The organism is Edaphobacter bradus, from assembly GCF_025685645.1.
GTDB classification, from domain to species: domain Bacteria; phylum Acidobacteriota; class Terriglobia; order Terriglobales; family Acidobacteriaceae; genus Edaphobacter; species Edaphobacter bradus.
This window is the reverse complement of the sequence record NZ_JAGSYF010000002.1, coordinates 806,779-831,800: the sequence shown is the minus strand read 5'-3', so window position 1 is coordinate 831,800 and position 25,022 is coordinate 806,779. Positions and strand designations below refer to the sequence as shown.

Sequence of the window (25,022 nt, the reverse complement as noted above, 5' to 3'; positions counted from 1 at the left end):
CGCTGAAACACAGAAAGCTACAGCGGGGGCGGAAGAGAGTAGAGGAGGTATAAGCCGGTCGTCGCTAACTTGTCAGCAGACTAAGTGCGATCGAAGAATCTTCGCCAGGAGCTGCACGATGGCGTCGGGTCGTCGTGGTTCGGTCGAAGGAATTACCCTCACAATTCACGTTGTGCCGCATCCGCCTCGCTGGCTAGTTGCCTTACCAAATGAAAGAATTCATTGGACTGGCCAGCGAAGAGCAGATCATCTGTGAAAGCCTTGATCGTTGCCACCGCGCCCCCATTCTCTGTCAGGGACGGTCGGATGACTGAGCAAGGGGGCAGCTTCTCTTGTTTGAGGAAGTCACACGGTTCAGGCAGGATCAGATTCGTCTTGGTTAGTTCCGTTGCCGGTGCATTCAGGTCCGGGAAGGTTAGCCCGGTCTCCGGATCGACGAGCCCAGCTAGAGGTTGCGCCACCGCGTTGCCGGCCTTGTCGTGCCAGAGCGAGAAGTGGTCTACTTCGACACCGCCGATGCTGACCACGATTCGCAGGACCTCAAGATCGCTGGCTTTGAGCGCCATCGTTGTATAAAGGCTCGATCCACCCTGCTCGATAAACGCAAAATGAAACCCCGCCGTGTTGGCGATCGCTTGCATCCGGCGGGCCGCTGGAGTTACTGGAGGAGCAGGCTGTGCAGTGTTGGGAGGAGTGTCAGTGTCATTCAGGGGAATTGCGGGCTCGTTCGTAATGGAGAACGGCCCTTTGAAAGTCGCGCCGAGATCTGGATTCTCTTTGCTGCGGTAGCGCGTGTACCAACTCAGATCCACATTGAGATTCAGCAGGTTGGTGAGCCGCCCGATTTGTTTTGCCCCGGTCGCCTGGCTGCTTGGCAAAGTCCTGAACTGATCGAGATTGACCTGCTCCTCGCCCTTAGACTCCAAGTAAGCGTTAAGGAACGCGGCGTGACTCAACTCATCGTCTGTGTTGTCGCTGATGTATTGAGGCATATCGCCATCGAGATTCTGAAGAGCCGCGATGTATGCTGGATTGCCTCCGTTGACTCCTCCGAGCTCGTTGTACTGTACCCAAAGATCACTCTCGATCAGCTCTACCGCGGCTAGAAACCGGAGGATAGCTGCATCTCCCCGCGAAAGTTTGCCCCCGTGCTGGGGTTCTGACGCATGAGCCTTGGCTTCGGTGAAGAGCGCCCCAGCCGGTAACAGCACGGCAGCCGGTACTGCTGCGGTGGCCATACCCATCCCTTTCAGGAACGACCGTCGCCGCACAACGCGGCCAAACTTTTCGTTAGCGTCCTCTGTCAACGACAGAGAACCAGGCTCAGATGACAAGGTGGATGGTCGGATTTCCGTCTTCATGCGTTTCCTCTCCGTTTTTGCAGTGATGTTGCGCCGGGACCCCAGCCAGTGGGTTAAATTCCTGGAACGATGAGGTCTGTTCGTCCAACAGGTGGCGTCACAGCGTCTTCTGCAGGTGCTAACTGAGTTCGCGTGGATTTATTCCAATAAATCGCTCCAGCCGGTGGCGAACTGTCTCGCAGAGAGTGGTTGAGACAATTCTCGAACGTTATGAACTCGATAGTGGCCAGGAGCAAAGCGCGCCGAAATCGGTCTGGGCCATTCTTTTCTCCGCACCCGCCTCAACCCCGGTGCATCATTAAGAGGAATGCCCACCCACTTCTCCCCCGAAGCCCTCAAGTTCCTCCGCGGCCTCAAGCGCCACAACGATCGCGCCTGGTTCAACGAGCGCAAGCCCATCTACGAGCGCGAGGTCAAGGCCCCCATGCTCGCGCTCGTCGCCGCCGTCAATGAGGCGATGCTCGCCTTCGCGCCCGACAACGTCCGCCCCCCGCAGAAGGCCCTGTTCCGTATCTACCGCGACACCCGCTTCAGCCCCGACAAGCACCCCTACAAAACGCACCAGGGAGCCTGGTGGGCGCGCACCGGCCTCGAGAAGACCTCCGGAGGAGGCTTCTACCTCCACGTCGGAGCCACCGAGGTCGTCATAGCCGCTGGCGTCTACATGCCCGAGCGCGAACAGCTCCTCGCCATCCGCCGCTACCTCGTCGACCACCACGCCGAATTCCGCAAGATCCTCGCCAACAAAAAGCTCCGCTCGCTCATGCAGCCCTTCGAAGGCCTGCCACTCACCCGCCCGCCCAAAGGCTTCGCCCCCGACGACCCCGCGATCGACCTCATCCGCTGCCGTCAGTGGGGAGTCCTCGCCAATCTCCCAGCCGAGGCCGCAACGCAGCCCACCTTCCTCAAAGAGGTCATCGTGCGCTTCAAAGCTGCGGCCCCCATGGTCGAGCTCCTCAACGCTCCGCTCATCCCCAAGCCGCGAAAACCGCTCTTTTAATCGACCACGTAATCGACCACCGATCATCACGGAAGAACACAGAGAAAGAGTCTATCCGCAGGATCCTTCGCTTTTTTGCTTGTCATTCCGAGCGAAGCCGAGGAATCTGCTGTTCGCCTGGAGGGCCACCCAGCTCCGGCGCTCCATCCTTCGCAGGCTCATCGCAGGATCCTTCGCGTCCTCTGCGTCTACCTTCGCGCTCTCTGCGTTCGCCGTTGCCCTTCTGCTTTGTCAATCCTCAGTCGCCCGATTGTTCTTCCATAGGCTCCAAAATGCCCCTAAAAACCTCTAAAACCCCCTAAAACCAAGAAAAAAACGAAAAAACCTGTGGAAACTGGTGAAATCTGATTGACAAAGCGTGTAGAAAGGATGAAGGTGAAATGCGGTACGGTTCCCCGCACCCGCATGAACATTGACGATTTCGCAGAGTTCCACCATGCGGCAGCGAAGATGTTGCTTTACGGGCCAAGGCGAGCAAGTCCGATGCATCACACTTTGATTACGTAAGAAGGAGTAACACACATGGCAAAGGGATTGACCAAGACAGCCCTCGTCCGTCACATGGCGGAGAAGCTCGAACTCACCAACAAGCAGACCACCGCGTTCCTCGATCTGCTGGCCGAGACCGCAGTGAAGGAGACCAAGAAGAACGGCGAGTTCACCATTCCTGGAATCGGCAAGCTGGTGAAGGCGGAGCGCAAGGCTCGTCTCGGCCGCAACCCGCAGACCGGCGAGACCATCAAGATCAAGGCCAAGACCGTGGTGAAGTTCCGCGTCGCCAAGGTTGCCAAGGACACCATCGCTCCGGCGAAGAAGTAGTCACACAAACGCCGCCGGCAGCGGGCAAGCGCCGTGCGGCGTAGGGCCCTCCCCATTCGTTTATGCGTGCAGCCTCAGGCTGCCAGCACCAGAGTGTGTGAGTGCATGAAGTCAAACCTCAGCCCGTTGTCCCTCCCAGGGGGCAGCGGGCTCTTTTTGTCCAACTACTCTTTCCAGTAGTCATTCCGACCACTTTTTCCGTTTGTCATTCCGACCGGAGCGAAGCGGGGTGGAGGAATCTGCTCTTCTCTTCCAGAGCGCACACAAAGCTCGGGTGCCCCATCCTTGTCGCAGCCTCACCGCGACAAGGGTGGGAAGTAGGGAGTCCACCGCCACGCATTTCGTTTTGCTTAAGGGCACGGCTTCAGCCGTGCCGTACCTGTCGCAACAAGAAGGCGGCTTTAGCCGCTGAGGTACGCTTTCTTCTCCGGCCGTCGCCGGGTGCCGATCGCTTGTTAAGCCTTTTCCGCCTGCCGAGGCAGAAGCGCCCGAACCACCAGCGCGACCCCCAGCGAGATCAACACTCCCTGCGTCATCAGCGAGGCGTTGTACTTCCATCCGACAACCAGCCACGTAAGAAAGAAGCCCCAGTAGTAGATCTCGGCGGGGAAGGCCGTCTTCCAGTGCGCTTGCATCTCCGACTGCGGAACCCGTGGCGTGAGCGCCGGAACAATCCGTGGAACCCGCGCCCGATAGGCCGTATACGCATCGCCAAGCTTCGCCGTCAGAAATGGCTCCTCGCAGGCAATGAGCACAAGCTCGAGGCCTGTGACGAACACCAGAGCGAAGATCGCGCCGCTCGGAGGCATCAGCAGCGCAAGGCCAAACGTGTGCACGATGGTGCCGAGATAAAGCGGATTCCGCAGATACCGGTATGGCCCGGCCGCCACCACGCGGTCGCCGTGCAGCAAGGGCGACTGCACTGTGGCGTATCCGATATAAGCTGCGGCCCACGTGCGAAGCAGCGCCGCCGCCAGCGCGCACCCCGCCCCGAAGACCAGAAACGCAACCGTCGCCGCAGAGAACGAGAGCCAGTGATTACGCGCCGTCCACGTCGAGAGCAGAAGCCACGTCGAGCCATTCGCGTCGAGATCGAGCCGCAGCCACCTATCCCACGGCACGGTAAAGGCAAGCAGAAAGATCACAGCATGAACAAGAAGGCGATAGCGGAATACGAAAGCGGAAGGTCTCATGTCTGCGCCAGACGCGCAAAATCCTCTCTAGCAAATAACGCAATGCATCAATTCTAGTGTCTCGCTCAATCCACTGCTCGCAGACCCTCGCAACTGCCGGTGCGTCCTTCGCGCAACCTTAGCGTCCTTCGCGTTCGCAGTTGCCGTTGCCGTACCCGCCGCCGAGCTCAAGCGGAATAGCCGCGCCTGCCCTAGAGCCAACGTGCTTCGTAGATTCGCTGTACAGTCCAGCCATAAAATCGCCGTTGGAAAAATCGCTTACACGGTTAGTACCGAAGGACAGTACGGCCTGCAGCAGCTAACACCCAATCGATTCATATTGTTTCCAAACGGCAGGATCATCGGTTACATAAAAGATTGGCTCCATCTTTCTATGTTCGATGATTTCTGTTATGCCGTGGACAGTTATCGCTTCATAAGCCGGGTAACCAGAGGGAAATCCTTGTGGGGGATTTTCTAGCTCGAAAGGCGCTCTGCATCTCATCTTGCCATTTTCTTTCTTCAGAATATGTCCATTCTTATCTCGGAATATAAATTGCGCAGTTCTCCATGGCACAGCGTAATAGTTCATAGTGAGCGAAGCATTGGCGCGTGTAAGTTCCGGTGGGAGTGTAACCCATTTCGGCAGTCTCGAATCGTTTGCCAACGTGAATGTGGCTTCGGGGAACAATTCACATCCCTTAATAGTAAGGAAGACAATTACTAACAATATCGCCAACAATCGATACCGTTTGATGCGCTGAATCAGCGTAGCCATTTGCCAGTTGCCTCTACTTGTGAATTACTTAGCGTCTATTATGCAGCCCACCACTGTCGGACTGGGTTGCCGACATCTGACTGAGCCACCAATTGGGTGCCCCATATCTGGCGTTTTTCGCCAGATGTGGGCCAATCGCGCAAAAGCGCGATACGCTTTTTCCTCTTCTGTTCCGACTCTCGATAAGATTCATCCATGCCGTCGGGCCTAAGTCGTTATCAACATGAAGGCGACGATCACTTTATCACTTTCAGTTGTTACCGCCGGGGACCTTACTTCACGGTTACTGTTCTAGTTGTCATCCCGAAGGGGACTGCTGTTGCCTTTGAGGTTGTCACTCCGCACCTGAGCATGTAGGTCGTTTCAGAACGTCCACCAGTCCTCGGTTTCGCCGTCCTTCATCCCAAACAAGCGCTTTACGTCTGGATTTAGAAGGTAGCCCAGCATGAGGAGATTTATAACAACTCGGTTACAAATTGGGAGCGGCACCAGCCTTTGATACAGTTCTGCTCATGCGCTCCCCGATGGTTCCGCAAAATCTCAAGCGAAGGATCCTGAAAGACGGTCTTCGCAAAAATGAGCAGCGCGACGACGCCTTTCGGCGCATCATTCGTTCTGTCCCCAAGGGCAGAGTTTCAACCTATGGCAAAGTCGCTGCTGCCGCGGGCTATCCCTTGTACCACCGAGCGGTCGCACGGTTGCTACGCAATGCTCCTCTCCACGGACTGCCCTGGCAGCGCATCGTCGGTGCCGGCGGCGAGATCAAGCTGAAAGGTGAAGCTGCAGCCGAACAACGCCTTCGGCTCACTATGGAGGGCGTAAAGTTTCGCGGCAAGCGCGTCAATATGGAAATCTATGAACACCCAATTCGCAGTTGGGAGACGCACGATTGACGATTCTGTAAGGGGAGCAGCCGCACTCGCCCATACTGCGCCGCACAACGATGCTCGCCCCAGGAAAGAGAAGATACCTGATCTCCTCCACCTTGCGCCGCAGCACAAGAAAAATATGTAACTAAATTAGTTACATAAATAAAAAAATCACCTGATATCTGAAGAACTCAAGCATCGCCACCCAGTCCACCCGGGTTTAGATATGGGCCACCCAGCCATGGCTACCGAGTCCCATGTGCTTCCTACAGTTTGCGGTGTTCATTTTTGGGTAACGCAATAGAGGGAGCCTCAGGAACAGGAGTTTTGCTGGTAATCGGCAATACTGAATGTAGATCCATTCCGTCGGCTGACGTTTGCTTCTCTCTAAGATGCTGGGCAGAGTCTACCTCATACACCCGTACTTCCGGTCGTTCTGGAGCAATCGGATCAGATGCTTGACACAGTGCATTGTATGAATCGTGCAAGAACTCTTGCGATGAGCCGTTCAATAAGAGTTCGATACCATTCTTCGTGTAAATGAGACGCAAATCTCCCTTTTCAGGGCCGTCCTCTATCGCGGAAACACCATCTAGAACACATAAGAAACTGAACACCGCCAACTCTGCTGCTTCACGTATGACCGTATTGACGAACGCCTTATCTGAACTGGTAAGGTTCCCGTACCACTTCGAAAGCGTCACATCTCGTTCTCGAGGCTTTCTGCCAGGTGGACGCTCAAGATTTGCCACGGTTCCGAATACGGCGGCATCGCTGGTTTGGACCTTTAGAGCATTTACAAACTCAGAGTTCGTCATGCTTTGCTCCTAGACTCATTGAGTCTTATTCATCTCAGGCCACTGCTGTTTGTTTTGCTGGATCAGCTTTTGGATTTGGGTATTCGGTGTGTTTGTAGTCTTGCGAAGATCTCTCACATCCTTTGCAAGTTGATCTCTAGGGGAACGAGTTTCTTCGCCGGGGTGCCCCATCCATGCCGCAGCTTCATCGCGGCATGGGAGGGGCATCGCACGTTCACCCGCCGAGCGCAGTCATGATCGCATCAAAGTCCTCAAGCCCCGAGTACTCGATAATCACCTTGCCCTTGCCCTTCTTGTCTTCGATCCTCACCTTCAGTCCCAGCCGCCGCCGCAGCGTATCCTGCGCCTCGCGAACATTGGGGTCCTCCGGCTGCTGCGCCGCCTTGTCGGCCTTCTTCTCCTTGGCCTCCGGATTGATCAGCCCCTGCACATAGCTCTCCGTCTGCCGCACCGAAAGCGACAGCGCCAGCACCTTCTGCGCCGCCGACGTGATCAGCTCCGGCGAGTCCAGCGCCAGCAGCGCCCTCGCATGGCCAAAGCTCAACTCGCCCGTCTCCACCTTGGTCTGCACGCCCTCCGGAAGCCGCAGCAGACGAAGGAAGTTCGCCACCGAGGCCCGATCCTTGCCTGTGCGCGTCGCCATCTGCTCCTGCGTCAGGTGGAAGACCTCGCTTAGCCGCTGATACGCCCGCGACTGCTCCATCGGGTTCAGGTCCGTCCGCTGCAGGTTCTCGACGATCGTCATCTCCAGGACCTGCTCGTCCGGAACCTGTCGCACAATCGCCGGAATCGTCGTCTTTCCCGCCTTGCGCGAGGCCAGCAGGCGTCGCTCACCGGCGATGAGCTGATACTTTCCTCCTATGAGCGGCCTGACAAGAATAGGCTGCACAACTCCCGTCGCCGTAATCGACGCCGCCAGCTCCGCCAGTTGTACCTCATCGAAGCGGCTGCGCGTCTGCCACGGGTTGCGCTCAATATGGTCCAGCCCAATCTCCAGCGGCTTGCCCGCAACCTCCACAGGAGCGGCGGCAGAGGCAGCAATATTGACGGGACGCTGCGGTAGAAGGGATTCCAGGCCCTTTCCAAGGGCGCGGCGTTTAGGGTCCTGAGTAGCTGTTGGCATCTGTATCTCTATCTCTGTGTTGATCAATTACTTGTAGAAAGCGATTCGAAAACGAGCAGCTTGTCCGAATTACTTCGTATACGGCCAGAACCGGACCTTCTTATCCTTCTTCGTAACCTTCGCTGCAGCCTCTTCGGCCTCCGCTTCGGCCTTGCGCTTGACGGCCTCGGGGCTCTCAACGTTGTTTCGCGTCAGAATCTCCTGGGCCAGCTCGTGGTAAGCCTCGGCCCCGCGCGATCGCGGATCGTACAGCGCGACCGGCTTGCCGTGGCTCGGAGCCTCCGCCAGCCGGATGTTGCGCGGGATCGTCGTCTTGAGCAGCTTGTCATTAAAGAACGACCGCAGGTTGTCGGAGACCTGTTGGGAGAGGTTCGTCCGGTCGTCGTACATCGTCAGCAGAACGCCTTCGAGCGCGAGCGTCGGATTGAACGCCTGCGAGACGCGGTCGAGCGTGCTCATCAGCTCCGAGATCCCCTCCAGCGCAAAGTACTCCGCCTGCATGGGAACCAGCAGCCCATCCGAGGCCACCAGGGAGTTCAGGGTCAGCAGGTCGAGAGCCGGCGGGCAGTCGAGCAGAATAAAGGGGTAGTTGGCTCGGACTGGCTCAATGGCCTCACGCAGCCGGTACTCGCGGCGCTCCAGCCCGACCAGCTCAATATTGGCGCCAATCAGATTCTTGCTGCCGGGGACCAGCGACAGGTTCTCGATCTCCGTGGGAAGAATGATCTTATCGGCCGGGACGTGGCCCATCATCAGGTCATAGACGCTGGCGCGGCCGTCCTCGCGGCCAAAGCCGAGGCCTCCGGTGGTATTGGCCTGGGGGTCGCAGTCGATCAGCAGCGTGGCGAGTCCTTCGAGCGCGAGCGAAGCGGCGAGGTTGATGGCTGTAGTGGTCTTGCCGACGCCGCCCTTCTGGTTTACGACCGCAATCACCCTGGAAGGGATCGCCTTCGGGGTCTCATCCTTCGGGGTTTCATCTGCGAGAGCCACCGCGCTAGGCTGCTCCGTCGTTTGCACCGGGCGGGGTTTTTTGTTGGCTGGGTGAATCGTGATCATCGGCTTAGTTGAAGGGTATAGAGACCCGAGTCCTGAGGCAATGCAAGAGATTTGTGGAGAACCCGTGCGGTTGTGGAGAACCTGTGGAAGACGGGAAGCGACGCAATATCTACAGGAGTTGCGCGATGGGCCGTGTGGAAAACTTTTGTTCCACGTGGAACATTTCTGCTGAGGCCCGATACCGATTCACACCGATGCCCCCGATCAAATGCCAGTGAGATCTGGATGAACTCGCTTAGTGCGGCCAGGCCAATAGCCAGGAGAATCCCTGCCATTTTCTAATCGGTGAAATCGGTACAGATCGGTGCTAAAGCCTATCGGTGCAGCTTTAACAAAACGATGGCCCCGAAGATGAGGGTTCCCATCACAATCTCGGTCACACGATAGTCAAGCATCTTGTGGAGCAAAGGCGGGTAGGTGAGAACGAGTTGGCTGTTGTTCTCTGAAATGGACCCGTTCTCCTCGGTATAGGACTTCATAAGTTCTCCCAAAAGCGGCGTAGTTCCTTGGTTAAATAGACTTCGGCTGCAACTTCTTGGGGAGGACCCCTATCACTAAGGGTGTAGCTGTTTATATCAAAGGTTCATCGGCGCAACAACAGGAATTTTGTGGCAAAAAAGAAACAAAGGTGTGGCTATTCCAAAACGGAACCCGCGGCGGAGCACAGGTTACGGGTGTGCGTGCCGGGCTTCCGCCGCGCAAATGTTCCACGTGGAACATTCAGGAGCGAGTGACACGGAGAAGGACGGCCGAATCCGTGTTGGGGACTGGGATGGACGGCCCTGCGCTGAGGCCTGCGGGCAGGACTGGCTGAGCTCCGGCGAGCAGCACAATCTGGTGGGTGGCGCGGGGCTCGGCGGCAGCTATTGCGGCGGCCATGTCGTCTACGGCCCGCAGGGTTACAGTGTGGAAGCGGCGCTCTGCGGGAAGGGACTCGGCGCGGGCAGCCCAGACCTCGACGTTCGGCAGTGCAAGGGTACGGACGGCCTCTCGGAGAAACGTAGCCTTCTTGTTCTGGGACTCCGCCAGCGTTACGCAGATCTCCGGCCGCAGCAGAGCGATGGGAAGCCCGGGAAATCCGGCCCCGGAGCCGAGATCGAGCAAGGTATCGGGGTCGCCAAGGTTCCGCGCCGCGAAGAGGCTCTCGCCGAAGTGGCGCCGGACAATCTCCTCGGGGGAACGGATCGCCGTGAGGTTCGTCCGGGCGTTCCACTTGAGCAGGAGGTCGAGGTAGGCCGAGAGTTGCGGGAGAAGTGCAGGCGGTGGATCGAGATACGGGGCCAGGAGGGTGGAGATCGTGGATTCGGACAGAGCTGCCATGCCGAAACTAAGTATCGCAGAACGGGCGACCGCGGATCGACGCGGAGAAGCGCGGATTAGAGGCCAGAACCGTGAATGTTCCACGTGGAACATCTGAGCAACTGTGCTGCTCCCGAAACGAAGGGCGTGGTTCTGTACCGTCCGATGCGCGCCAGTGTTCCACGTGGAACATTCAGACAAGTCTTATCCGTGTTGATCCGTGTTGATCCGCGGTCGGGCTAGCTGGCGACGGAGGTGTGGATGGGGCGCGGCTTCCAGGCGGCGGCTTCGGCGATGAAGCGCTCGAAGATGGCGCGGGAGGCCGGGCTGATCTCGTAGCTGCGCTCTGGGTGCCACTGGACTCCGAGGACGAAGTGGGCGCCGGGGTGGTGCGGGTCCTGGCCGCCTTCGACCGCCTCGATCACGGCGTCCTGGGGGCAGCGGGCGGTGACGCGGAGCCCGTCGCCGGGGATTCCGATGGCCTGGTGGTGGCTGGAGTTGATGGGAAGCCGGAGAAAGCCGTCCTCGACCGGGGCCTCTGCTGGGGGAACAATGCTGCCGAGGGTGGAGTCAGGGGCGATGGCGGCGGAGTGGGCCACCGCGACGGTCTTCCCGGCGGGGTGGTTCACCGGCATCGGAGTCAGGTGCTGGACGAGGGTCCCGCCGCGCCAGACGTTCAGCGACTGGATCCCGAAGCAGATGGCGAGGATGGGCTTGTAGAGGTTGTGGGCGTCCTGCAGGAGCAGCTCGTCGACGTTCTCGCGGGCCGGGTCGGCGGGGTTGCACTCGGGGATCTGGTCCTGCCCATACTTCTGCGGATTGACGTCGGCCGGGGAGCCGGGGAGAAGGACTCCCTGGCAGGTGTTAATAAGGTCGGCGGTCTCGCGCGGGGTGGCGTTCAGGGGAATCTCGACCGGCTCGCCACCGGCACGGGTGACGGCCTCGGCGTACTGGGGCCAGGACCTTCCGTTGTAGTCAAGGTTGAGGCTGGTAGGGATGGGGATGGCGATGCGCGGCTTCATTCTGATTGGATGATACGGCGGTTCTGCCTCAGGCGGAAGCGAGCCGTGACAGAAGCCGCTGCCGCTCGGGGTCTTCGACGAAGGCAGCGTTCAGAGCGTTGCGATTGCAGGTGAAGAGATGGTCCGGCGTCCATTGGAAGTGCTCCCGGAGCTGGGCGTACTCCTCCTCCAGCGTGATGTTGGTGATCGTGCGGCAGTCGGTGTTGATGCCGAGGGAGACTCCGGCGCGGAAGAGCTGATCCACGGCGTGCTCTTCGTAGGAGGGAGAGGCGCAGGTCTGGACGTTGCTGGAGGGGCAGACTTCGAGGTGGATGCGCTCGCGGCGGAGGTGCTCAACCAGGGACGCGTCCTCGATGCTGCGGACGCCGTGGCCGATGCGGGTGGGCTGAAAGGCGCGGAGGGTCTCCCATACGCTGTCGGGTCCGCGTGCCTCGCCAGCGTGCGCGGTGCGATGGAGGTTGTGTTCGAGTGCATAGCGAAACGCCGGGATGTGCGCGTCAATGGGAAAGCCGGCCTCGTCGCCGGCGATGTCGAGGGCGACGACCCGACTGCCCTGGAAGCGGCGGACGAGCTGCGCGGTGAGCAGGGACTGCTCGGGGGTGAAGTGCCGCAGGGTGCAGAGGATCAGGCGGGCCTCAACACCGGTAGCGGCGATGCAGCGCTCGGTCGCGCGATCGACGGCGGCCACCACCGCGGCGGGGGTGAGGCCTTTCTCGAGATGGAGCAGGGGCGCGAAGCGGATCTCGGCGTAGATGACTCCATCGGCGGCGAGCTGCTGGAAGATGTCCTCGGTGACGAGCTCGAGGGCGGCTTCGCTCTGCATGAGGCGAAAGCCTCGCGGCGCGCGGGTGAGGAAGTCGGCCAGACTGGTGCAGCGGCGCGGGGCGATAAAGCCGGTTTCGAACTCGGCGCGGGAGATCGAGGGATCGAGGCGGGAGACTGCTTCGAAGCTCAGAGAGCAGTCGAGGTGGAGGTGCAGCTCAACTTTCGGGAGATGGGACATGTGGGATTTTATCGTGGAGGTTGTAGCTGTAGAAGAGCTTGAAGTTCTTCTGAGGTATGGGGGCGAGCGGAGAGGGGGCTGCTGTTAGTCTGGCTGAGCATGGCACGACTGAGGAGTCCTGAAAAACGCGCCGCGATTCTTCGGGCGGCTGTGAAGGAGATCGCTGAGGGCGGACTGGGCGCGTCTACGGCGAAGATCGCAAAGGCGGCAGGACTTGCCGAAGGCACGCTGTTTACTTACTTCGCGAATAAAGAAGAGCTGCTGAACGAGCTTTATCTGGAGCTGAAGAGTGAGGTGTACAGCAGGATCAACGCAGATTTTCCGCAGAAGGCGGGGCCTGAACGCCGTGCATGGCATGTGTGGTCGAGCTTTCTCGACTGGGCGATCGAGTTTCCGGCTAAGCGGAAGGTCTCGGTGCTGTTGAATGTGTCGGACCTGATCACGTCGGAGACGCGAGCGAGAACCTCGGAGCACCGGGAGCTGATCGATGCGACGCTGAGCGAGTTGGACGGGCGCGGGGCGCTGAAGGGTCTGCCTGCGGGGTTCGCCGCGGCGACGATATTGGCGATGCAGGAGGCGACGATAGACTTCATTACAAAGCACCCGAAGCGGCGTAACGAGTTGACGGAGCGGGTATTTGCGATGGTGTGGCGGGCCCTGAGGTAGAGATTTTTGCCGGTCGAGAATAAATGAGCAACCACTTGCTCATTTATGAATCCTATCTGCAGGAGGATTTGGTCATGGCGAAGGTTTGGTTGATTACGGGAAGTGGAAACGGTTTAGGGCGCGATATCGCCGAAGCCGCGCTGGCTGCGGGCGACAGCGTTGTGGCCGGCGCGCGGCGGACTGAGGAGCTTGCTCCGCTGGTGGCTCAGTTTGGGGAGCGCGTGAAGCCGGTGAGGCTCGAGGTGCGCGATGAGGAGGCCGCAAAGGCTGCGGTGAAGCTGGCCGTGGATACGTTTGGCCGGCTGGATGTGCTGGTGAACAACGCGGGGTATGGTCAGCTGGGACCGTTTGAGCAGATGAGCGCGGAGGACTTCAAGGCCGTGGTGGACACCTGCTTCTACGGCGTCGTGTACACGACCCGGGCTGCGATTCCTATAATGCGAAAGCAGAAGAGCGGCCATATCTTCCAGATCTCATCGATCGGGGGGCGTCTCGCCTACGGAGGAAATACGCCGTACCACGCTGCAAAGTGGGCTGTCGGCGGGTTCAGCGACGCACTGGCGATGGAGGTTGCGCCGTTTGGTGTCAAGGTGTGCACACTGGAGCCGGGCGGCATCCGGACGAACTGGGCACGGCGAGCAGGCCAGAACATCCCTGAGTTTCTGCCCGAGTACGAGGCTTCCGTTGGACAGATTTTCAAACTTCTACGGACCATCGAGGGACGGGAGGAGGGCAACCCGCGCAAAATCGCCGAGCTGACTGTACAACTGGCAAACAGCGACGACGTCCCCGTGCGGCTGATCCTGGGTGTGGATGCTGAGAAGCGGGTGCAGCAGGCGGAGGCCGCGCGTGCGGCGGAGGCTGAAAAGTTCCATGCTCTCACGGTATCGACCGTGTTTGAGGACGCGGAGTCTATCCTTGATCTGATTAATCGTTAGGCCGGGCCAGCAAGATTGCGGGTTCTTCCATTCTTCGGGTCAAGCGCCTGAAGAATGGAAGTAACAAGCTGCGAGTAGTGACTAGGAGATAAGCTATCACTGCGTGTGTTGGAAGTATGTGTCGGTGATGATGTCGAAGACGCGCTGTGTAAGGCACTAGAGGGGAAAATTGTTTTGCGCGGTTTGCGTTCTGGAAGTCTGGATGAATATCCGGGCAAGTTCCAGAGCCATGGGCCACACGATCACCATCGTTACCAGCCAGCCGGACCTTGAACGGATGGGGCCCTGCGCCGCGCTATAAACAATCAGGCAGAGCGCCGCGTTGGCAAGGTAAGCGGTGTTGAGACCGACATAGCAGGCGCGGGTAGGAAATATGTCGCTTCGGTGCCGGAACAAAAGAATCGCGCTGGCGATCTCGATGCCAAAGCCCGTACCGATGATTGCGAGGCGTTGCCATTCACTTGTTCCAGCGCGGTGCAACAGGAATGGCACCTCAACCAGGATCGTCCCGCAGATTGAAAGGCCCACGGCAACCCAGCTAAAGCGTCGTCCTGCAGAGGTGGACAGTTGCTTTGAAAGGAACGAGCGCAGGCGTAGCCAAATCATGGGAAATGCAAGAAAGAAAGGTGCTCCTACGAGCGCGTGCGACCAGTTACCTTGATTGCCTGGAACCCTCAGCATCACTGTGTCCAAGGGGGACGTGTTCAGTGCGAAAGGGAGAAATACGACGGCTCCGGCTAATAACGAAACCAGCAGCGCAGCCGCATTGAACAATGCCGGGGCACGCCCTTCTTCCAATTGAACTGCCGTGTACTTCTCCTCAAGCATGGTCGGCCATTCTAGATCATTGCTGTGAGGCAACCGGGACGACGGAAATTAACACCGATATGCGTCCGCGCTGCGGACGAGATTTCGAAAGCACATGCCTAGGGAGCGGCGACGAGAGCTGCGGTTGCGGCGGGCCTCAGTTCTTTGATCGTGAGTTCTTTGATGGTGTAGCCCGGTGGCGGAGAGAACGTGGCGGGGTCGGGTTCGCCGAGATGAATCTCTTCGACTTCAGTGGTTGTGCCGCCTCGCCGGGGATCATCGCTCATGGCCTTCATGGTGATACCGAGGTCTCCTGATGTCCAGGTCTCGTTGATGATCTCGATTGGCTGAGTGTTTCCTTCATCGCCTGCCGGAATCGTTCGGACTGTTCTTGTGCCAGTGGCAGAGACGCCCTGGAAGGCGCTGCTTCCGAGGCTCTCGCGGCGAGTCTGGGACTGCACCACTTCTACTTCTCTCCGAATCCTGTCGGCGTTTGCTGCTGCTGCGGCCTTCACCTCTGCCTTGACCTCCTCTGGCGGATCGGAATGGGTGATGTGAGAGATGGTTGCGATGTTGAGTGCCGTGTTGTTCGTTTGCCAGCGCGTCGTGGTCTGTCCTGAAGGATCAGTCACAGTGACCTGAATCTGTTGATGGCGATGGCCGTCGTCTCCGATGTAGCAGCCGAAAGGCGTCTCGAGCAGGGTCTTCCCGGAGGAGTCGCGGGCGATGTGGTACCGAACAGTGCCGTGAATGGAGTTTCCGTCAGAGAGTCTCTGGTCGAAGGTTGTTTCTACGATGGCTCTGAAAGGTGGACCGTGCGGAGCCGACAAGATAACGGCGGGTGGGATTGGTGCGCTCATGTTGCCTGCTCCGTTGAAGAGGCAGAGCTGTGTGTCCTGTGATCTTGCGGGCGATGAAGCGAGTAGGAGGAGAGATGCTGCGGTGAATACCCTGCACGTCTGCGCGTTGAGCATGGTGGCCTCAGGGGTGGTCCGGTCGCAAGCCTTGAAAAACGAAGACAGTGTACACGAGGGCTTTCTGTCGGGCCCTTTCAGTGGTGAGACCTCGTTTGCTGTAGCAGATCTTCCTCAGTGAGGAGCTTTCCGGGAGGGATCGATGGCCTTCGATCGGTCGAGGTGAAGCAAGGCGAAGACGAGCAGTACTGCCAGCCCAATGACGGCCGGCAGGAAGATCGAAAAGTTGCCTTGCATAGCCTACCCATGACATGTGCATGCGCGTATGGAGTGCCTGCCAACATGATGTACGCGCCCGTGGGCTGAGGCGGTGCTTACTTCGTGCTGTGCTCGAAGTAGGTAGCGGTGATTGTGTCGAAGACTCGCTGGGTGAGTGCGTCGGCGTCGCGGGTGATGAGGCCGGTGGTGGGGATGGGGTCGCCGATGATGATGGCCAGAGGGCGCGGGTTGAGGTGGTAGGTGTGCATGGGGAGCAGCTCATAGGTTCCGACGAGCGTGATGGGGTAGATGGGAACCTGGGCCTTGATGGCCATGTAGGCCGCTCCGGAGACGAAGGGCTTGGCCTCGCCGTCCGGGGTGCGGCCGCCTTCGGGGAAGATGACCAGCGGGAGGCCGTGCCTGAGGGTCTGGACTCCGCGGTTGAGGCTGGCGACGGCGTTGCGCGCGCTGGACTGATCGACCGGAACCTGGCCGGAGTGGCGGAGGTACCAGCCGATGAAGGGGATCTTCCAGAGGCTCTGCTTGGCGAGGATGCGGAACTGGAAGGGAAGCTTGGCGAAGAGGACCGGGGTGTCGTAGTAGCTGAGGTGGTTGGCCGCGTAGACGGCGGTCTCCTGGAGATGGAGCTTTTCGGCCCCGATGAGCCGGATCGGCGAGAGGCTGAGGATGAGCAGCGAGCGCGCCCAGAGGTGCGCGATCCCGTGCTGCTGGCGGCCGGACTTGTCCCATAGACCGCAGAGGAGCGAGATGCAGCCGAAGAAGGTCGTCGAGAGGGCGATCAGCGGCATCAGGACAAGGTAGGTGAGCCAGCGGAACAGGGGCGACCGCGGATTTTCACGGATAGGCGCGGATGAGGGTTCACTCCGCTGCGCTTCGGTCGAAATGACAGGATCCTGTGGGGTCATGCGGTATGGAGGACCTCATTGAGGACGAGCTGGCGAAGTTCGCCGACGAGGTAGATGGAGCCGGTGGCGAGGATCAGGCCGTTCGGCGGAGTGAGGCGGCGGGCCTCGGCGAGGGCGGCTTCGATGCTGGCGGTGGCGGTGGCGGGGACGTCGAGGGAGCGAGCGGCGGCGAGGAGATCGTCGAGCGAGGCGGCGCGCGGGTTGTGGATGGGGGCGAAGAGGACGTGGTCCTTCCATCTTGAGGGGGGGCGGTCGGCGCTGGAGTCGAAGAGCGGCAGGAGGATCTGGGTCATCTCGCGGATGTCTTTGTCGCGCAGGCAGGAGAAGAGGAGGGTGCGGGGCTGCTCCTCGGGGAGCTGGGAGATGGCGGCGCGGAGCGTCCAGGCGCCGGCGGGGTTGTGGGCGACGTCGAGAATGAGCGCAGGGCCTTCGGGGAGGCGGATGAGCTCCAGACGGCCAGGCCAGCGCGTGTTGCGGATACCTTCTTCTATCTGTTGGTTGGTGATTTTGTAACTATTACTGTTGCTTATTAACGATTTGTAACTCATTGGGTTACGTAATTCTTCTGCAGCGGCAATGGCGAGGGCGATGTTGCGCTGCTGGTGCTGGCCGAGAAGGGGAGAGTCGATCTCGAGGGGTTGGCCGGCGAGCGTGAGGGAGTAGCGGTTGCGGGGGAGGGTCTGTGATTCCCACCCTTCGCGGTGAAGCTGCGAAGGATGGGGCACCCGAGCTTCGCTCAGGACACTCTTATCTTCCTGATCGGTGGCAATGGGAGTGTGGGGGACGTAGGGGGCGGCGCTGATGGCGTGGAGGTCGAGCGTGGCGGCGACTTCGCCGATGGCCTGGTTGGCCTCGGGGTGCTGGGGGATGGTGATGAGGGTTCCGCGGGGGCGCAGGATTCCAGCTTTCTCGCGGGCGATCTCGGCGATGGTGTGGCCGAGGTAGTCCTGGTGGTCGAGGGAGATGTCGGTGATGATCGACAACAGCGGCTCGACGATGTTGGTGGCGTCGAGGCGGCCTCCCATGCCGACTTCGAGGATGGCGATGTCGATTTGTTGCTCCGCGAAATAAGCGAAGGCGAGGGCGGTGAGGGTCTCGAAGAAGCTGGGGTGTTGGGGCAGCGCGGCTTCGCGGACGAGGCGCTGGGCGGTGTCGTCGACGCGGAAGTAGAGGCGGGCGAAGTCGTCGTCGGAGATGGAGGTGCCGCTGACCTGGATGCGCTCGTTGACGCGGGAGAGGTGAGGGGAGGTGTAGAGCGCGGTACGGTAGCCGGCGGCGGTGAGGATGCTGGCCAGCGAGGCGGAGGTCGAGCCCTTGCCGTTGGTTCCGGCGATCAGGACGGAGGGGAAGGTGGCCTGCGGATCGCCGAGCGCGTGGGCGAGGATGCGCATGTGCTCGAGGTCGAACTTGCGGCGGGGGGTAGAGGGCGAGGTTGGGGCTAGCTCGTGGCCCAGGGCGTAGAGGTGATCGACCGCCGCGGAGTAGGACATGGGGTTATTCTAGTGCTTCTGAGATGGTGCGGGTGTGGGGTGTCCGGCACGGCAAAAGCAGGTCCCCGTTCGACTTCGCTCAGAGCAGGCTCTTCGGGGATGACAACCAGAAAGACAAGGGCAACAGCAAAGGCACCGAACGCAGGCGCAAAGTTACGCAAAGGGCGCGTGGCGCGGTGGCGGGAGTTTGAGGGGGTAGCCGAGAAGGTTCCGGGGTGACGGTTTCGGCACTATCCCACGAAGGTGGGATGGGCATATAACGCAAACGTTGGAGCGGTGACCAGAAGGTGGGATGTTGAGGCTCGTTTGCTGGTCGCATAGTGGGGAGACGCTGGCTGAGCGGGGCCGAAGAAAGAGACCTCCGCGCCCCGCGGCCCTGAAGGCAGCAGCAACCTTCGGGGAGAGAGGAGATGTGAGAATGCGACTTGCTTTGGCTGTATCGGCTTTTCTTATCGCCGCGGCACCCTTTTTTGGGCGGTGGAGGGCCAATGTCTGGTTAAAGAAACATATGCCGGCTCAGCACGTTGAAGCCGAAACTGCCGCCATCAAGACGGCGTAAGTCACCAAAACGTTTTTCCTGTCCTGTGGGATCGTGTCCTCTCATGAGGTGCGGTCCCTTTTTTACGTGCCGGTGGATTGGACCTGCCGGGAGTTCGGCACAAAAAGAACGGGCCGTCGTAGGACGGCCCGAGCTAAGGAAGAAGAGCGGGTTGTGTAGTGTTCTCTGTACTCGAAGTGATTGCCGACGCTAGCGGCTGCTGCGGACTGTGCGGTGGAGGCCGGTATGGCCCCCGAGCAGGGCGGCGCCTGAATATTGAGGCGGGCCGGCCCAGTCTGGCATGTTGAAAGGAGCGTCGGGGTGGGCCGATGCTGTCTGGTCGGTGGTGTGCTGATGGCGGAGCTCGGCCCCGACGATGGCGCGCATGGTGGCGCGCTCGGCGGGCGAGGTGCGCTCCCAATAGAGGCGGAAGCCCTGGTTACAGATGCTGCACTGAATATCGTGGGTCGAATCGGCCTTCTTGAGGAGAACCTGCATTACGGATTGTTGTCGCGAACCGCGGGGGCCCGGCCTTTCGTCATCGGAAGTTGCTCATGGATGGGAGGGCTGCCGCCGCATGAGGATGTTCCAAAGTAAAACGTTTGATCGAAAAAAGCCAATACAACAGAAGTGACAGTTCGTGGGGATATGTAAACGTACGGTCAAAGCGGATTCCTTCCCCTTCGGCTTCGCTCAGGGCAGGCTGATGCGCTACGGAATGACAGCCAGAAAAACAACAAAGGCAACTGCGAACGCAAAGGGCGCGAAGGTTTCGCAAAGGCCGCGAAGGTTTCGCAAAGGCCGCGAAGGTTTCGCAAAGGCCGCAGAGGCAAGAAGAGTTGGTGTGGGGCGGGTAAAGGAAATATGGGCAACTCCTGATTCGTAGTCCGAAGGCACCTGCGACGGAAAAATCACCATGCTTCCGCACCAACCTTGATGTTGCCTTTCTGGGCGTGGATTACTTGGCTGTTCCGCGCGCTTTTCACGGTCTTGAGATGGTGTCACCTACTCCCGATGAAATCCGGCATCTAGAGGTTCTCCTTGGTAAGGCCATTGCGCCGGACAACATCAAGATTTTGGCATCCGAAGGAAGGCGATTCCCGGTCGTGGCAGCTAGGTTCTCGGTCTCTGAAAATGATTGGGACATCTTCGAATCGCCATTTGAGTTTCGATCCCAATTTCGATCCACGCCATAAGAGATCGGGAGAAATACGCCATACGGCTCTCTGCCATGACCAACACCCTCCGGTGTTCCAGACAGTTTGCTGCGCATGTTGTCTCACGCTGTTTTCGACAATCCGAACACGCCATCGCGGGAAACGTGAACACACCCATTAGCAGGGCTGGCCTACTTTCCACCGTGCGCACCAAACTAAATCTTCTGGCGCTGTCTGAGAAGAGCGCGGTTCTCCGAGTGGTAATACGGAGAGGTTAGAAGGTAGCTCCTCCGAGGAGCGCGGCGGCGGAGAACTGCGGCAGGCCGGGCCAGCTGGGAATGTTGAAGGCGGCCTCAGGGTGACCGTCGCCGGAGTGATGGTCGCGAACGGTCTGCTGAATCTCGGGGAGGGTCACTTCCTGCTGATCGCGGCTGGAGCGTTCCCAGTAGAGCAGAAAGCCGCGGCCGCAGATCGGGCAGTAAAGGTCGGCGGAGCTATCGGACGGTTTGCAAAGAACCTGCATGGAGCCTCGTTGATACGGTGTGTCGGTTAACTGGCGTGATGGCCCATCTGTGATCTTCGCTATGCCGAAGGGTGAGGAACAGGCCTGGGTGCTCTTGTTTTGGATGCGAACGCGGGGCAGAAAGTTGGTGCAGTGAGAGCAAAGGAAATATGCTTAGAGCGATAGGCCCTTATGAGTGAACAGCAGATCAAGATTCAGCTTCCTGATGGCTCCGTGCGCGAGGTTGCGCGCGGGACGACTCCTTATGACATTGCGATGAGCATCTCGCCGCGGCTGGCCGCTGCGGTAGTGGTGGCGAGAGTGAAGACGCTGACGAATCCCACCCTTCGCGATGAGACTGCGAAGGATGGGGCACCCAGTTCTGTGGCTGAGGAGCAGGGGTCGGAGGCTGCGATGTATGGGGCGGCAGAGTCAGGCGAGAGCCTGGTGGACCTGGCGGCTCCGCTGACGGAGGACGTTGCGCTGGAGCTGCTGAAGGAGACCGACGAGGCCTCGCTGAAGGTGGTCAGGCACTCGGCGGCGCATGTGATGGCGACGGCGATTCTGGAGCTGTTTCCGGAGACGAAGCTGGGGCATGGGCCGGCGACGGACTCGGGGTTCTTCTACGACGTTTATCGCGAGACTCCCTTTACCGAGAGCGACCTCGCGGCGATTGAGGCTCGCATGGCCGAGGTGGTGGCGCGCGACGAGAGGTTCGTGCGCGTGGAGGAGTCGCGCGAGAAGGGCTTGACGGACTACTCGGCGCAGGGCGAGTTCATGAAGGTTCACTTCATTGAGAAGTTCACGAAGCCGGGCGATGAGATCTCGCTGTATCGCAACGGCGGCTTCACGGACTTCTGCCGCGGGCCGCATGTGCCTTCGACGGGAAGGGTGAAGGCGTTCAAGGTGACGTCGATCGCCGGGGCGTACTGGCTGGGCGACGAGAAGAATCCTCAGCTGCAGCGCGTGTATGGCACGGCGTTCTTCAATGACAAGGATATGGCCGCGCACTTCAAGCGGCTGGAGGAGATCAAGGCGCGCGACCATCGCGTGCTGGGCAAGCAGCTTGATCTGTTCAGCATCCAGGAGGTCGCGGGAGCGGGGCTTATCTTCTGGCATCCGAAGGGCGGGCTGATCCGTAAGACGATGGAGGACTGGATGCGCGATGAGTGCATCCGGCGCGGCTACGAGATGGTCTTCACGCCGCACATCATGCGTCGCGAGCTGTGGAAGATCTCGGGGCATGAGGGGTTCTACTCGCAGAATATGTATCCGCCGATGGAGCTGGACGACGCGGAGTACAGGCTGAAGCCGATGAACTGCCCGGGCCACATCCTTATTTATAAGAACTCGCCGAAGAGCTATCGCGACCTGCCGGCTAGGTATGCGGAGCTGGGGAATGTGTACCGCTATGAGCGGTCGGGCACGATGCACGGACTGCTGCGCGTGCGCGGCTTTACGCAGGACGACGCGCATATCTTCTGCACGCCGGAGCAGATTGAAGGCGAGATCGCGGATTGTGTGGAGTTTGCCGAGAGCGTGTTGAAGACCTTCGGGTTCGCTGAGTTCAAGATCGAGCTTTCGACGTGGGACCCGAAGGAAAGAAAGAGCTATGTGGGCTCGGATGAGAACTGGGAGTTTGCGGCGGGGTCGCTGAAGAAGGTGCTGACGGCGAAGGGGATTCCGTATAAGGAGATTCCGGGCGAGGCTGCGTTCTACGGGCCGAAGATCGACATCAAGCTGGTGGATGTGCTGGGGCGGCTATGGCAGCTCTCGACGGTGCAGTTCGACTTCAATCTGCCGGCGCGGTTCGAGCTGGAGTACACGGGCGAGGACGGCGAGAGGCATCAGCCGGTGATGGTGCATCGCGCGCTGTTCGGCAGCGTGGAGAGATTTTTTGGCGTGCTGATTGAACATTACGCGGGGGCGTTTCCGCTGTGGCTGGCTCCGGTGCAGGTGGGGCTGGTGCCGATCTCGGAGAAGCACCTTGAGTATGCTTCGCGGGTTAAGAAGCAGCTTGAGGCTGCTGGCTTGCGCGTGGAGCTCGATGCCCGCAACGAGAAGATGAATGCGAAGATTCGCGAGTTCACGCTGCAGAAGGTTCCGTTCGTGCTGGTGATGGGGGACAAGGAAGCGGCGAGCGAGGCGGTGAGCGTGAGGACTCGGGGTAAGGGAGATGAGGGGAGTGTGGCGCTGACAGCGTTTTTGGAGCGGGCTAAGGGATTGGTTGAGAGCCGTGGAGTGGCGCTGTAGCGATGCAGACGATCCGGCTGGAGACGCGGATCGCTGCGCCTGCGCTGCGGTGCTTTCTGCTCTCGCTAAATATCGATCTGGTCATGAACACTACGGCACGAACACGGGAACGCGCTATTGCTGGAGTGACGCATGGGCTGATTGGCGCGGGTGAGTCGGTGACGTGGGAGGGGCGGCACTTTGGTCTTCGGGTGCGTCACACGAGCAAAATTGTGAGCTATGAGCCTCCGTCATTCTTCTGTGACGAGATGACGGCGGGAATCTTTAGGAGCTTTCGTCATGAGCATCACTTTGCTGAGTCGGATGGCGAGACAGTGATGCGGGATGTGCTGGAGTTTGCGGCTCCTTTGGGCTTGCTCGGAAGATTGGCGGAGTGGTTGGTTTTGCGGAATTACATGCACGACTTTCTTGTTGAGCGAAATGCAATGATCAAACAAGTTGCGGAGTCGGATCGGTGGCGGCGCTACCTTCAGTAATCGAAACGTACCTCAGCGGCTAAAGCCGCGCCCTTAAGCAAGGCAGTTTTCGAGGCTGAAATTTAGATAGCAAATCCTGCCGCTTGTGTGCGAGAGTGGGGCAACAGAAGAGTAGAGATGTGTCCTTCGTGAAAGCAAGGGGGATTGCCGCCGCGTGTTTGTTGTGCGGGATTGTGTTCATATCAGGGCTCCGCTGGAGCGGTGTTTTCTGCTGGCGGCCGATCTTGAGCTGGTACGTCGGACGGTGCGGCTGCGCATTCTTGATTCCAGCTCGACGCGCAGCTCGGGCCAGGTCGTGGAGGGCGATCGCATCGTGTGGGTTGGGTGGAAGTTCGGGCTGCCGGTGGTGCACGAGAGCGTCATCACGCGCTATGAGCCGCTGACTCTGCTGCTGGCGACGATGACGCGGGGCCGCTTCAAGCGGTTTCAGCATGAACATCACTTCACGGAGATCAGTGGGCAGGTCCTCATGACCGAGTCGGTGCGGTTCTCGCTACCGCTGGGTCGGCTGGGACGGTGGGTGGGCCGCCAATATTTTGTGCCTCGCATTACGGAGATGCTTCGGGACAGGCAGACGCTGCTGCGGCAGGTCGCCGAGAACGGGGAGTGGACGCGGTATCTGGGTGAGGGAAAAGAGCCGCAAGTGTGCGCGAAGGAGTAAGGCCAGGTTCTTGCTAACCGCAGCTGTTGGACTCCATCATCCCAGATGGCCGCTGGCTCCGAAGTTCTCAATAAACGCGTACCCTAGCAGGAGTCCTGTGAGCACGAGGCCGAGTCCAATTGCAGCCAGGTTCCAGGATCTCACCCTCAGCTTAACTACCCTGATCCGCTCACCCGCCTCTTCCTCCCGGCCGACGCTTACCAAGGCCGCCAGATTCAACAGGACACAGGAAGCCAGTGTGCCCAGCAGCACGATGGGCGAGATGATGTTGAATGCTGCGGCCTGTCCGGGGCGTGAGAGCCAATGCTCGATTGGCGTAAAGAACCAACCGATGCCCCACTGATTGAGCAGGCATGCGCAAACAAAATAGAAAGGTATCAACAGCAGAATGAATCCAATCCCCACTGCTGTTGTGTAAGGCGGTTCCTGGCCAGGATGTTTGCGCCAGGCACCAGTCACTATGTTGCGTAGGGTTGCGTTCGACATAGCCGTCATCCCTCCTACGATCCATTCCAAGCGTGGCCAAAAGCCACTTATTCCGTCGAGCTCCGAGACCACTGCACGTCCCCACTCCCGCTGTTCCTTCGGAAGCGCATTCATGGCCCGCTTCAACCACGACTGAGCTTTTGTGCGTATCCGTGTGAGAAGAGTCTCGGGCACGTCGTCAGACCTCGTTGCAGATCGGACGCGTCAGACGTGCAGGCACGGACGCGTCTTTCGTTGCGGCGCGGGCCCCCGATCGACCGTCCTGTGTCAGGCGATACATATGCCGGGGCGGCCGGCCGGGTACGCTCGATTCCTCCCATCGCGTCTCCAGCCACTCGGCATCGCTGAGACGCATGAGGATGGGGTATAGGGTTCCGGCTTTCAAGCCGGTTTCTCTGCTCAGGTCGTACCCATAACGCCATTGGCTGGCGCGCTCCAAAAGTGCGGACAACAAGATTCTAGTCTGAGCCGATAAGCGAATCGTGTGTGCCACGGTCAGAAATCTATATATATAGACTTTGCTTTGTCAAGACGTTTTGGCAAACGCAGGCGTGGGAGAGAGCTGCTTCTTGAATTTTTCTGTGTGGCGGGTGGCGGATCTGCGGCTTTCCGCATCTGACTTAGCATCTA

The 25,022-nt window shown here is 59.5% G+C and carries 26 protein-coding genes; 8 read left to right on the top strand and 18 right to left on the bottom strand.

Annotated elements, in window-relative coordinates; genetic code table 11:
- Positions 1 to 158: 158 nt before the first annotated feature.
- On the bottom strand, positions 159 to 1,361 hold the full coding sequence (locus OHL16_RS09485; RefSeq protein ID WP_263366873.1) for a ferritin-like domain-containing protein: 1,203 nt from the start codon (positions 1,359 to 1,361) through the stop codon (positions 159 to 161).
- A gap of 307 nt (positions 1,362 to 1,668) precedes the next feature.
- Here OHL16_RS09485 and OHL16_RS09480 point away from each other — a divergent pair, with 307 nt between their 5' ends.
- The gene (locus tag OHL16_RS09480) at positions 1,669 to 2,361 is read left to right on the top strand and encodes a DUF2461 domain-containing protein (protein ID WP_263366872.1); all 693 of its coding nucleotides are present in this window, start codon (positions 1,669 to 1,671) and stop codon (positions 2,359 to 2,361) included.
- 522 nt (positions 2,362 to 2,883) lie between these two features.
- On the top strand, positions 2,884 to 3,180 hold the full coding sequence (locus OHL16_RS09475) for an HU family DNA-binding protein (protein WP_263366871.1): 297 nt from the start codon (positions 2,884 to 2,886) through the stop codon (positions 3,178 to 3,180).
- A gap of 455 nt (positions 3,181 to 3,635) precedes the next feature.
- Here the strand turns inward: OHL16_RS09475 and OHL16_RS09470 are convergent, their stop codons facing one another.
- Positions 3,636 to 4,373: a methyltransferase family protein gene (locus OHL16_RS09470; protein WP_263366870.1), complete on the bottom strand. Its 738-nt coding sequence runs from the start codon at positions 4,371 to 4,373 to the stop codon at positions 3,636 to 3,638.
- Positions 4,374 to 4,671: 298 nt separating this feature from the next.
- Positions 4,672 to 5,130, bottom strand: coding sequence for a hypothetical protein (locus OHL16_RS09465; RefSeq protein ID WP_263366869.1), 459 nt, complete (start codon positions 5,128 to 5,130; stop codon positions 4,672 to 4,674).
- A gap of 512 nt (positions 5,131 to 5,642) precedes the next feature.
- On the opposite strand from OHL16_RS09465, the gene OHL16_RS09460 reads away from it, so the two are divergent.
- Positions 5,643 to 6,023: an MGMT family protein gene (locus OHL16_RS09460; protein ID WP_263366868.1), complete on the top strand. Its 381-nt coding sequence runs from the start codon at positions 5,643 to 5,645 to the stop codon at positions 6,021 to 6,023.
- Between the two features lie 242 nt (positions 6,024 to 6,265).
- Here the strand turns inward: OHL16_RS09460 and OHL16_RS09455 are convergent, their stop codons facing one another.
- From OHL16_RS09455 to add, 7 genes are all read right to left on the bottom strand, one after another.
- Positions 6,266 to 6,817, bottom strand: coding sequence for a hypothetical protein (locus OHL16_RS09455; protein ID WP_263366867.1), 552 nt, complete (start codon positions 6,815 to 6,817; stop codon positions 6,266 to 6,268).
- Between the two features lie 214 nt (positions 6,818 to 7,031).
- Positions 7,032 to 7,940, bottom strand: a complete 909-nt coding sequence (locus tag OHL16_RS09450) for a ParB/RepB/Spo0J family partition protein (RefSeq protein ID WP_263366866.1) — start codon at positions 7,938 to 7,940, stop codon at positions 7,032 to 7,034.
- Between the two features lie 69 nt (positions 7,941 to 8,009).
- Positions 8,010 to 8,930: a ParA family protein gene (locus OHL16_RS09445; RefSeq protein ID WP_263366865.1), complete on the bottom strand. Its 921-nt coding sequence runs from the start codon at positions 8,928 to 8,930 to the stop codon at positions 8,010 to 8,012.
- 380 nt (positions 8,931 to 9,310) lie between these two features.
- Positions 9,311 to 9,475: a hypothetical protein gene (locus OHL16_RS09440; RefSeq protein WP_263366864.1), complete on the bottom strand. Its 165-nt coding sequence runs from the start codon at positions 9,473 to 9,475 to the stop codon at positions 9,311 to 9,313.
- A 241-nt stretch (positions 9,476 to 9,716) separates the two neighbouring features.
- Complete coding sequence (rsmG, locus tag OHL16_RS09435) at positions 9,717 to 10,316, bottom strand: 16S rRNA (guanine(527)-N(7))-methyltransferase RsmG (RefSeq protein ID WP_263366863.1); 600 nt, start codon at positions 10,314 to 10,316, stop codon at positions 9,717 to 9,719.
- Between the two features lie 218 nt (positions 10,317 to 10,534).
- Complete coding sequence (locus OHL16_RS09430; protein WP_263366862.1) at positions 10,535 to 11,317, bottom strand: gamma-glutamyl-gamma-aminobutyrate hydrolase family protein; 783 nt, start codon at positions 11,315 to 11,317, stop codon at positions 10,535 to 10,537.
- Between the two features lie 28 nt (positions 11,318 to 11,345).
- Positions 11,346 to 12,320, bottom strand: a complete 975-nt coding sequence (add, locus tag OHL16_RS09425; protein WP_263366861.1) for an adenosine deaminase — start codon at positions 12,318 to 12,320, stop codon at positions 11,346 to 11,348.
- 99 nt (positions 12,321 to 12,419) lie between these two features.
- Here add and OHL16_RS09420 point away from each other — a divergent pair, with 99 nt between their 5' ends.
- Together OHL16_RS09420 and OHL16_RS09415 are read left to right on the top strand one after the other, a co-directional pair.
- Entirely contained in the window at positions 12,420 to 12,986 is a 567-nt protein-coding gene (locus OHL16_RS09420; protein WP_263366860.1) for a TetR/AcrR family transcriptional regulator, read from the top strand.
- Positions 12,987 to 13,060: 74 nt separating this feature from the next.
- Positions 13,061 to 13,924: an SDR family NAD(P)-dependent oxidoreductase gene (locus tag OHL16_RS09415; RefSeq protein ID WP_263366859.1), complete on the top strand. Its 864-nt coding sequence runs from the start codon at positions 13,061 to 13,063 to the stop codon at positions 13,922 to 13,924.
- 156 nt (positions 13,925 to 14,080) lie between these two features.
- On the opposite strand, the gene OHL16_RS09410 is transcribed toward OHL16_RS09415, so the two are convergent.
- From OHL16_RS09410 to OHL16_RS09385, 6 genes are all read right to left on the bottom strand, one after another.
- Positions 14,081 to 14,752, bottom strand: a complete 672-nt coding sequence (locus tag OHL16_RS09410) for a hypothetical protein (protein WP_263366858.1) — start codon at positions 14,750 to 14,752, stop codon at positions 14,081 to 14,083.
- Between the two features lie 98 nt (positions 14,753 to 14,850).
- Positions 14,851 to 15,591 (bottom strand): hypothetical protein, encoded by a 741-nt coding sequence (locus OHL16_RS09405; protein ID WP_263366857.1) that lies wholly within the window; start codon positions 15,589 to 15,591, stop codon positions 14,851 to 14,853.
- 428 nt (positions 15,592 to 16,019) lie between these two features.
- Positions 16,020 to 16,829, bottom strand: coding sequence for a lysophospholipid acyltransferase family protein (locus OHL16_RS09400; protein ID WP_263366856.1), 810 nt, complete (start codon positions 16,827 to 16,829; stop codon positions 16,020 to 16,022).
- The gene (locus tag OHL16_RS09395) at positions 16,826 to 18,319 is read right to left on the bottom strand and encodes a bifunctional folylpolyglutamate synthase/dihydrofolate synthase (protein WP_263366855.1); all 1,494 of its coding nucleotides are present in this window, start codon (positions 18,317 to 18,319) and stop codon (positions 16,826 to 16,828) included. The genes OHL16_RS09400 and OHL16_RS09395 overlap by 4 nt, the downstream gene beginning before the upstream one ends.
- Before the next feature lie 748 nt (positions 18,320 to 19,067).
- Positions 19,068 to 19,355 carry a hypothetical protein gene (locus OHL16_RS09390; RefSeq protein WP_263366854.1) on the bottom strand — a complete coding sequence of 96 codons (288 nt, stop codon included), beginning with the start codon at positions 19,353 to 19,355 and terminating at the stop codon, positions 19,068 to 19,070.
- A 933-nt stretch (positions 19,356 to 20,288) separates the two neighbouring features.
- Complete coding sequence (locus OHL16_RS09385; RefSeq protein WP_263366853.1) at positions 20,289 to 20,537, bottom strand: hypothetical protein; 249 nt, start codon at positions 20,535 to 20,537, stop codon at positions 20,289 to 20,291.
- Between the two features lie 171 nt (positions 20,538 to 20,708).
- On the opposite strand from OHL16_RS09385, the gene thrS reads away from it, so the two are divergent.
- The 3 genes from thrS (at position 20,709) to OHL16_RS09370 (ending at position 23,906) form a co-directional block, all read left to right on the top strand.
- On the top strand, positions 20,709 to 22,769 hold the full coding sequence (gene thrS / locus OHL16_RS09380; RefSeq protein ID WP_263366852.1) for a threonine--tRNA ligase: 2,061 nt from the start codon (positions 20,709 to 20,711) through the stop codon (positions 22,767 to 22,769).
- Between the two features lie 2 nt (positions 22,770 to 22,771).
- Positions 22,772 to 23,245 (top strand): SRPBCC family protein, encoded by a 474-nt coding sequence (locus OHL16_RS09375; RefSeq protein WP_263366851.1) that lies wholly within the window; start codon positions 22,772 to 22,774, stop codon positions 23,243 to 23,245.
- 154 nt (positions 23,246 to 23,399) lie between these two features.
- A complete protein-coding gene (locus OHL16_RS09370; RefSeq protein ID WP_263366850.1) occupies positions 23,400 to 23,906 on the top strand; it encodes an SRPBCC family protein in 507 nt (168 codons plus the stop codon).
- Between the two features lie 36 nt (positions 23,907 to 23,942).
- On the opposite strand, the gene OHL16_RS09365 is transcribed toward OHL16_RS09370, so the two are convergent.
- Positions 23,943 to 24,392: a hypothetical protein gene (locus OHL16_RS09365; RefSeq protein ID WP_263366849.1), complete on the bottom strand. Its 450-nt coding sequence runs from the start codon at positions 24,390 to 24,392 to the stop codon at positions 23,943 to 23,945.
- Between the two features lie 178 nt (positions 24,393 to 24,570).
- Entirely contained in the window at positions 24,571 to 24,885 is a 315-nt protein-coding gene (locus tag OHL16_RS09360; protein ID WP_263366848.1) for a PadR family transcriptional regulator, read from the bottom strand.
- Between the last annotated feature and the right edge of the window lie 137 nt (positions 24,886 to 25,022).

Coding starts and splice junctions, on each gene's coding strand:
- thrS (WP_263366852.1), top strand. CDS start 20,709: ATGAGTGAACAGCAGATCAAGATTCAGCTTCCTGATGGCTCCGTGCGC.
- OHL16_RS09420 (WP_263366860.1), top strand. CDS start 12,420: ATGGCACGACTGAGGAGTCCTGAAAAACGCGCCGCGATTCTTCGGGCG.
- OHL16_RS09400 (WP_263366856.1), bottom strand. CDS start 16,829: ATGACCCCACAGGATCCTGTCATTTCGACCGAAGCGCAGCGGAGTGAA.
- OHL16_RS09450 (WP_263366866.1), bottom strand. CDS start 7,940: ATGCCAACAGCTACTCAGGACCCTAAACGCCGCGCCCTTGGAAAGGGC.
- OHL16_RS09395 (WP_263366855.1), bottom strand. CDS start 18,319: ATGTCCTACTCCGCGGCGGTCGATCACCTCTACGCCCTGGGCCACGAG.
- OHL16_RS09365 (WP_263366849.1), bottom strand. CDS start 24,392: ATGTCGAACGCAACCCTACGCAACATAGTGACTGGTGCCTGGCGCAAA.
- OHL16_RS09465 (WP_263366869.1), bottom strand. CDS start 5,130: ATGGCTACGCTGATTCAGCGCATCAAACGGTATCGATTGTTGGCGATA.
- OHL16_RS09475 (WP_263366871.1), top strand. CDS start 2,884: ATGGCAAAGGGATTGACCAAGACAGCCCTCGTCCGTCACATGGCGGAG.
- OHL16_RS09375 (WP_263366851.1), top strand. CDS start 22,772: ATGCAGACGATCCGGCTGGAGACGCGGATCGCTGCGCCTGCGCTGCGG.
- OHL16_RS09470 (WP_263366870.1), bottom strand. CDS start 4,373: ATGAGACCTTCCGCTTTCGTATTCCGCTATCGCCTTCTTGTTCATGCT.
- OHL16_RS09485 (WP_263366873.1), bottom strand. CDS start 1,361: ATGAAGACGGAAATCCGACCATCCACCTTGTCATCTGAGCCTGGTTCT.
- OHL16_RS09460 (WP_263366868.1), top strand. CDS start 5,643: ATGCGCTCCCCGATGGTTCCGCAAAATCTCAAGCGAAGGATCCTGAAA.
- OHL16_RS09440 (WP_263366864.1), bottom strand. CDS start 9,475: ATGAAGTCCTATACCGAGGAGAACGGGTCCATTTCAGAGAACAACAGC.
- OHL16_RS09385 (WP_263366853.1), bottom strand. CDS start 20,537: ATGCAGGTTCTTTGCAAACCGTCCGATAGCTCCGCCGACCTTTACTGC.
- OHL16_RS09480 (WP_263366872.1), top strand. CDS start 1,669: ATGCCCACCCACTTCTCCCCCGAAGCCCTCAAGTTCCTCCGCGGCCTC.
- OHL16_RS09405 (WP_263366857.1), bottom strand. CDS start 15,591: ATGAGCGCACCAATCCCACCCGCCGTTATCTTGTCGGCTCCGCACGGT.
- OHL16_RS09390 (WP_263366854.1), bottom strand. CDS start 19,355: ATGCAGGTTCTCCTCAAGAAGGCCGATTCGACCCACGATATTCAGTGC.
- OHL16_RS09430 (WP_263366862.1), bottom strand. CDS start 11,317: ATGAAGCCGCGCATCGCCATCCCCATCCCTACCAGCCTCAACCTTGAC.
- OHL16_RS09415 (WP_263366859.1), top strand. CDS start 13,061: ATGGCGAAGGTTTGGTTGATTACGGGAAGTGGAAACGGTTTAGGGCGC.
- add (WP_263366861.1), bottom strand. CDS start 12,320: ATGTCCCATCTCCCGAAAGTTGAGCTGCACCTCCACCTCGACTGCTCT.
- OHL16_RS09410 (WP_263366858.1), bottom strand. CDS start 14,752: ATGCTTGAGGAGAAGTACACGGCAGTTCAATTGGAAGAAGGGCGTGCC.
- OHL16_RS09455 (WP_263366867.1), bottom strand. CDS start 6,817: ATGACGAACTCTGAGTTTGTAAATGCTCTAAAGGTCCAAACCAGCGAT.
- rsmG (WP_263366863.1), bottom strand. CDS start 10,316: ATGGCAGCTCTGTCCGAATCCACGATCTCCACCCTCCTGGCCCCGTAT.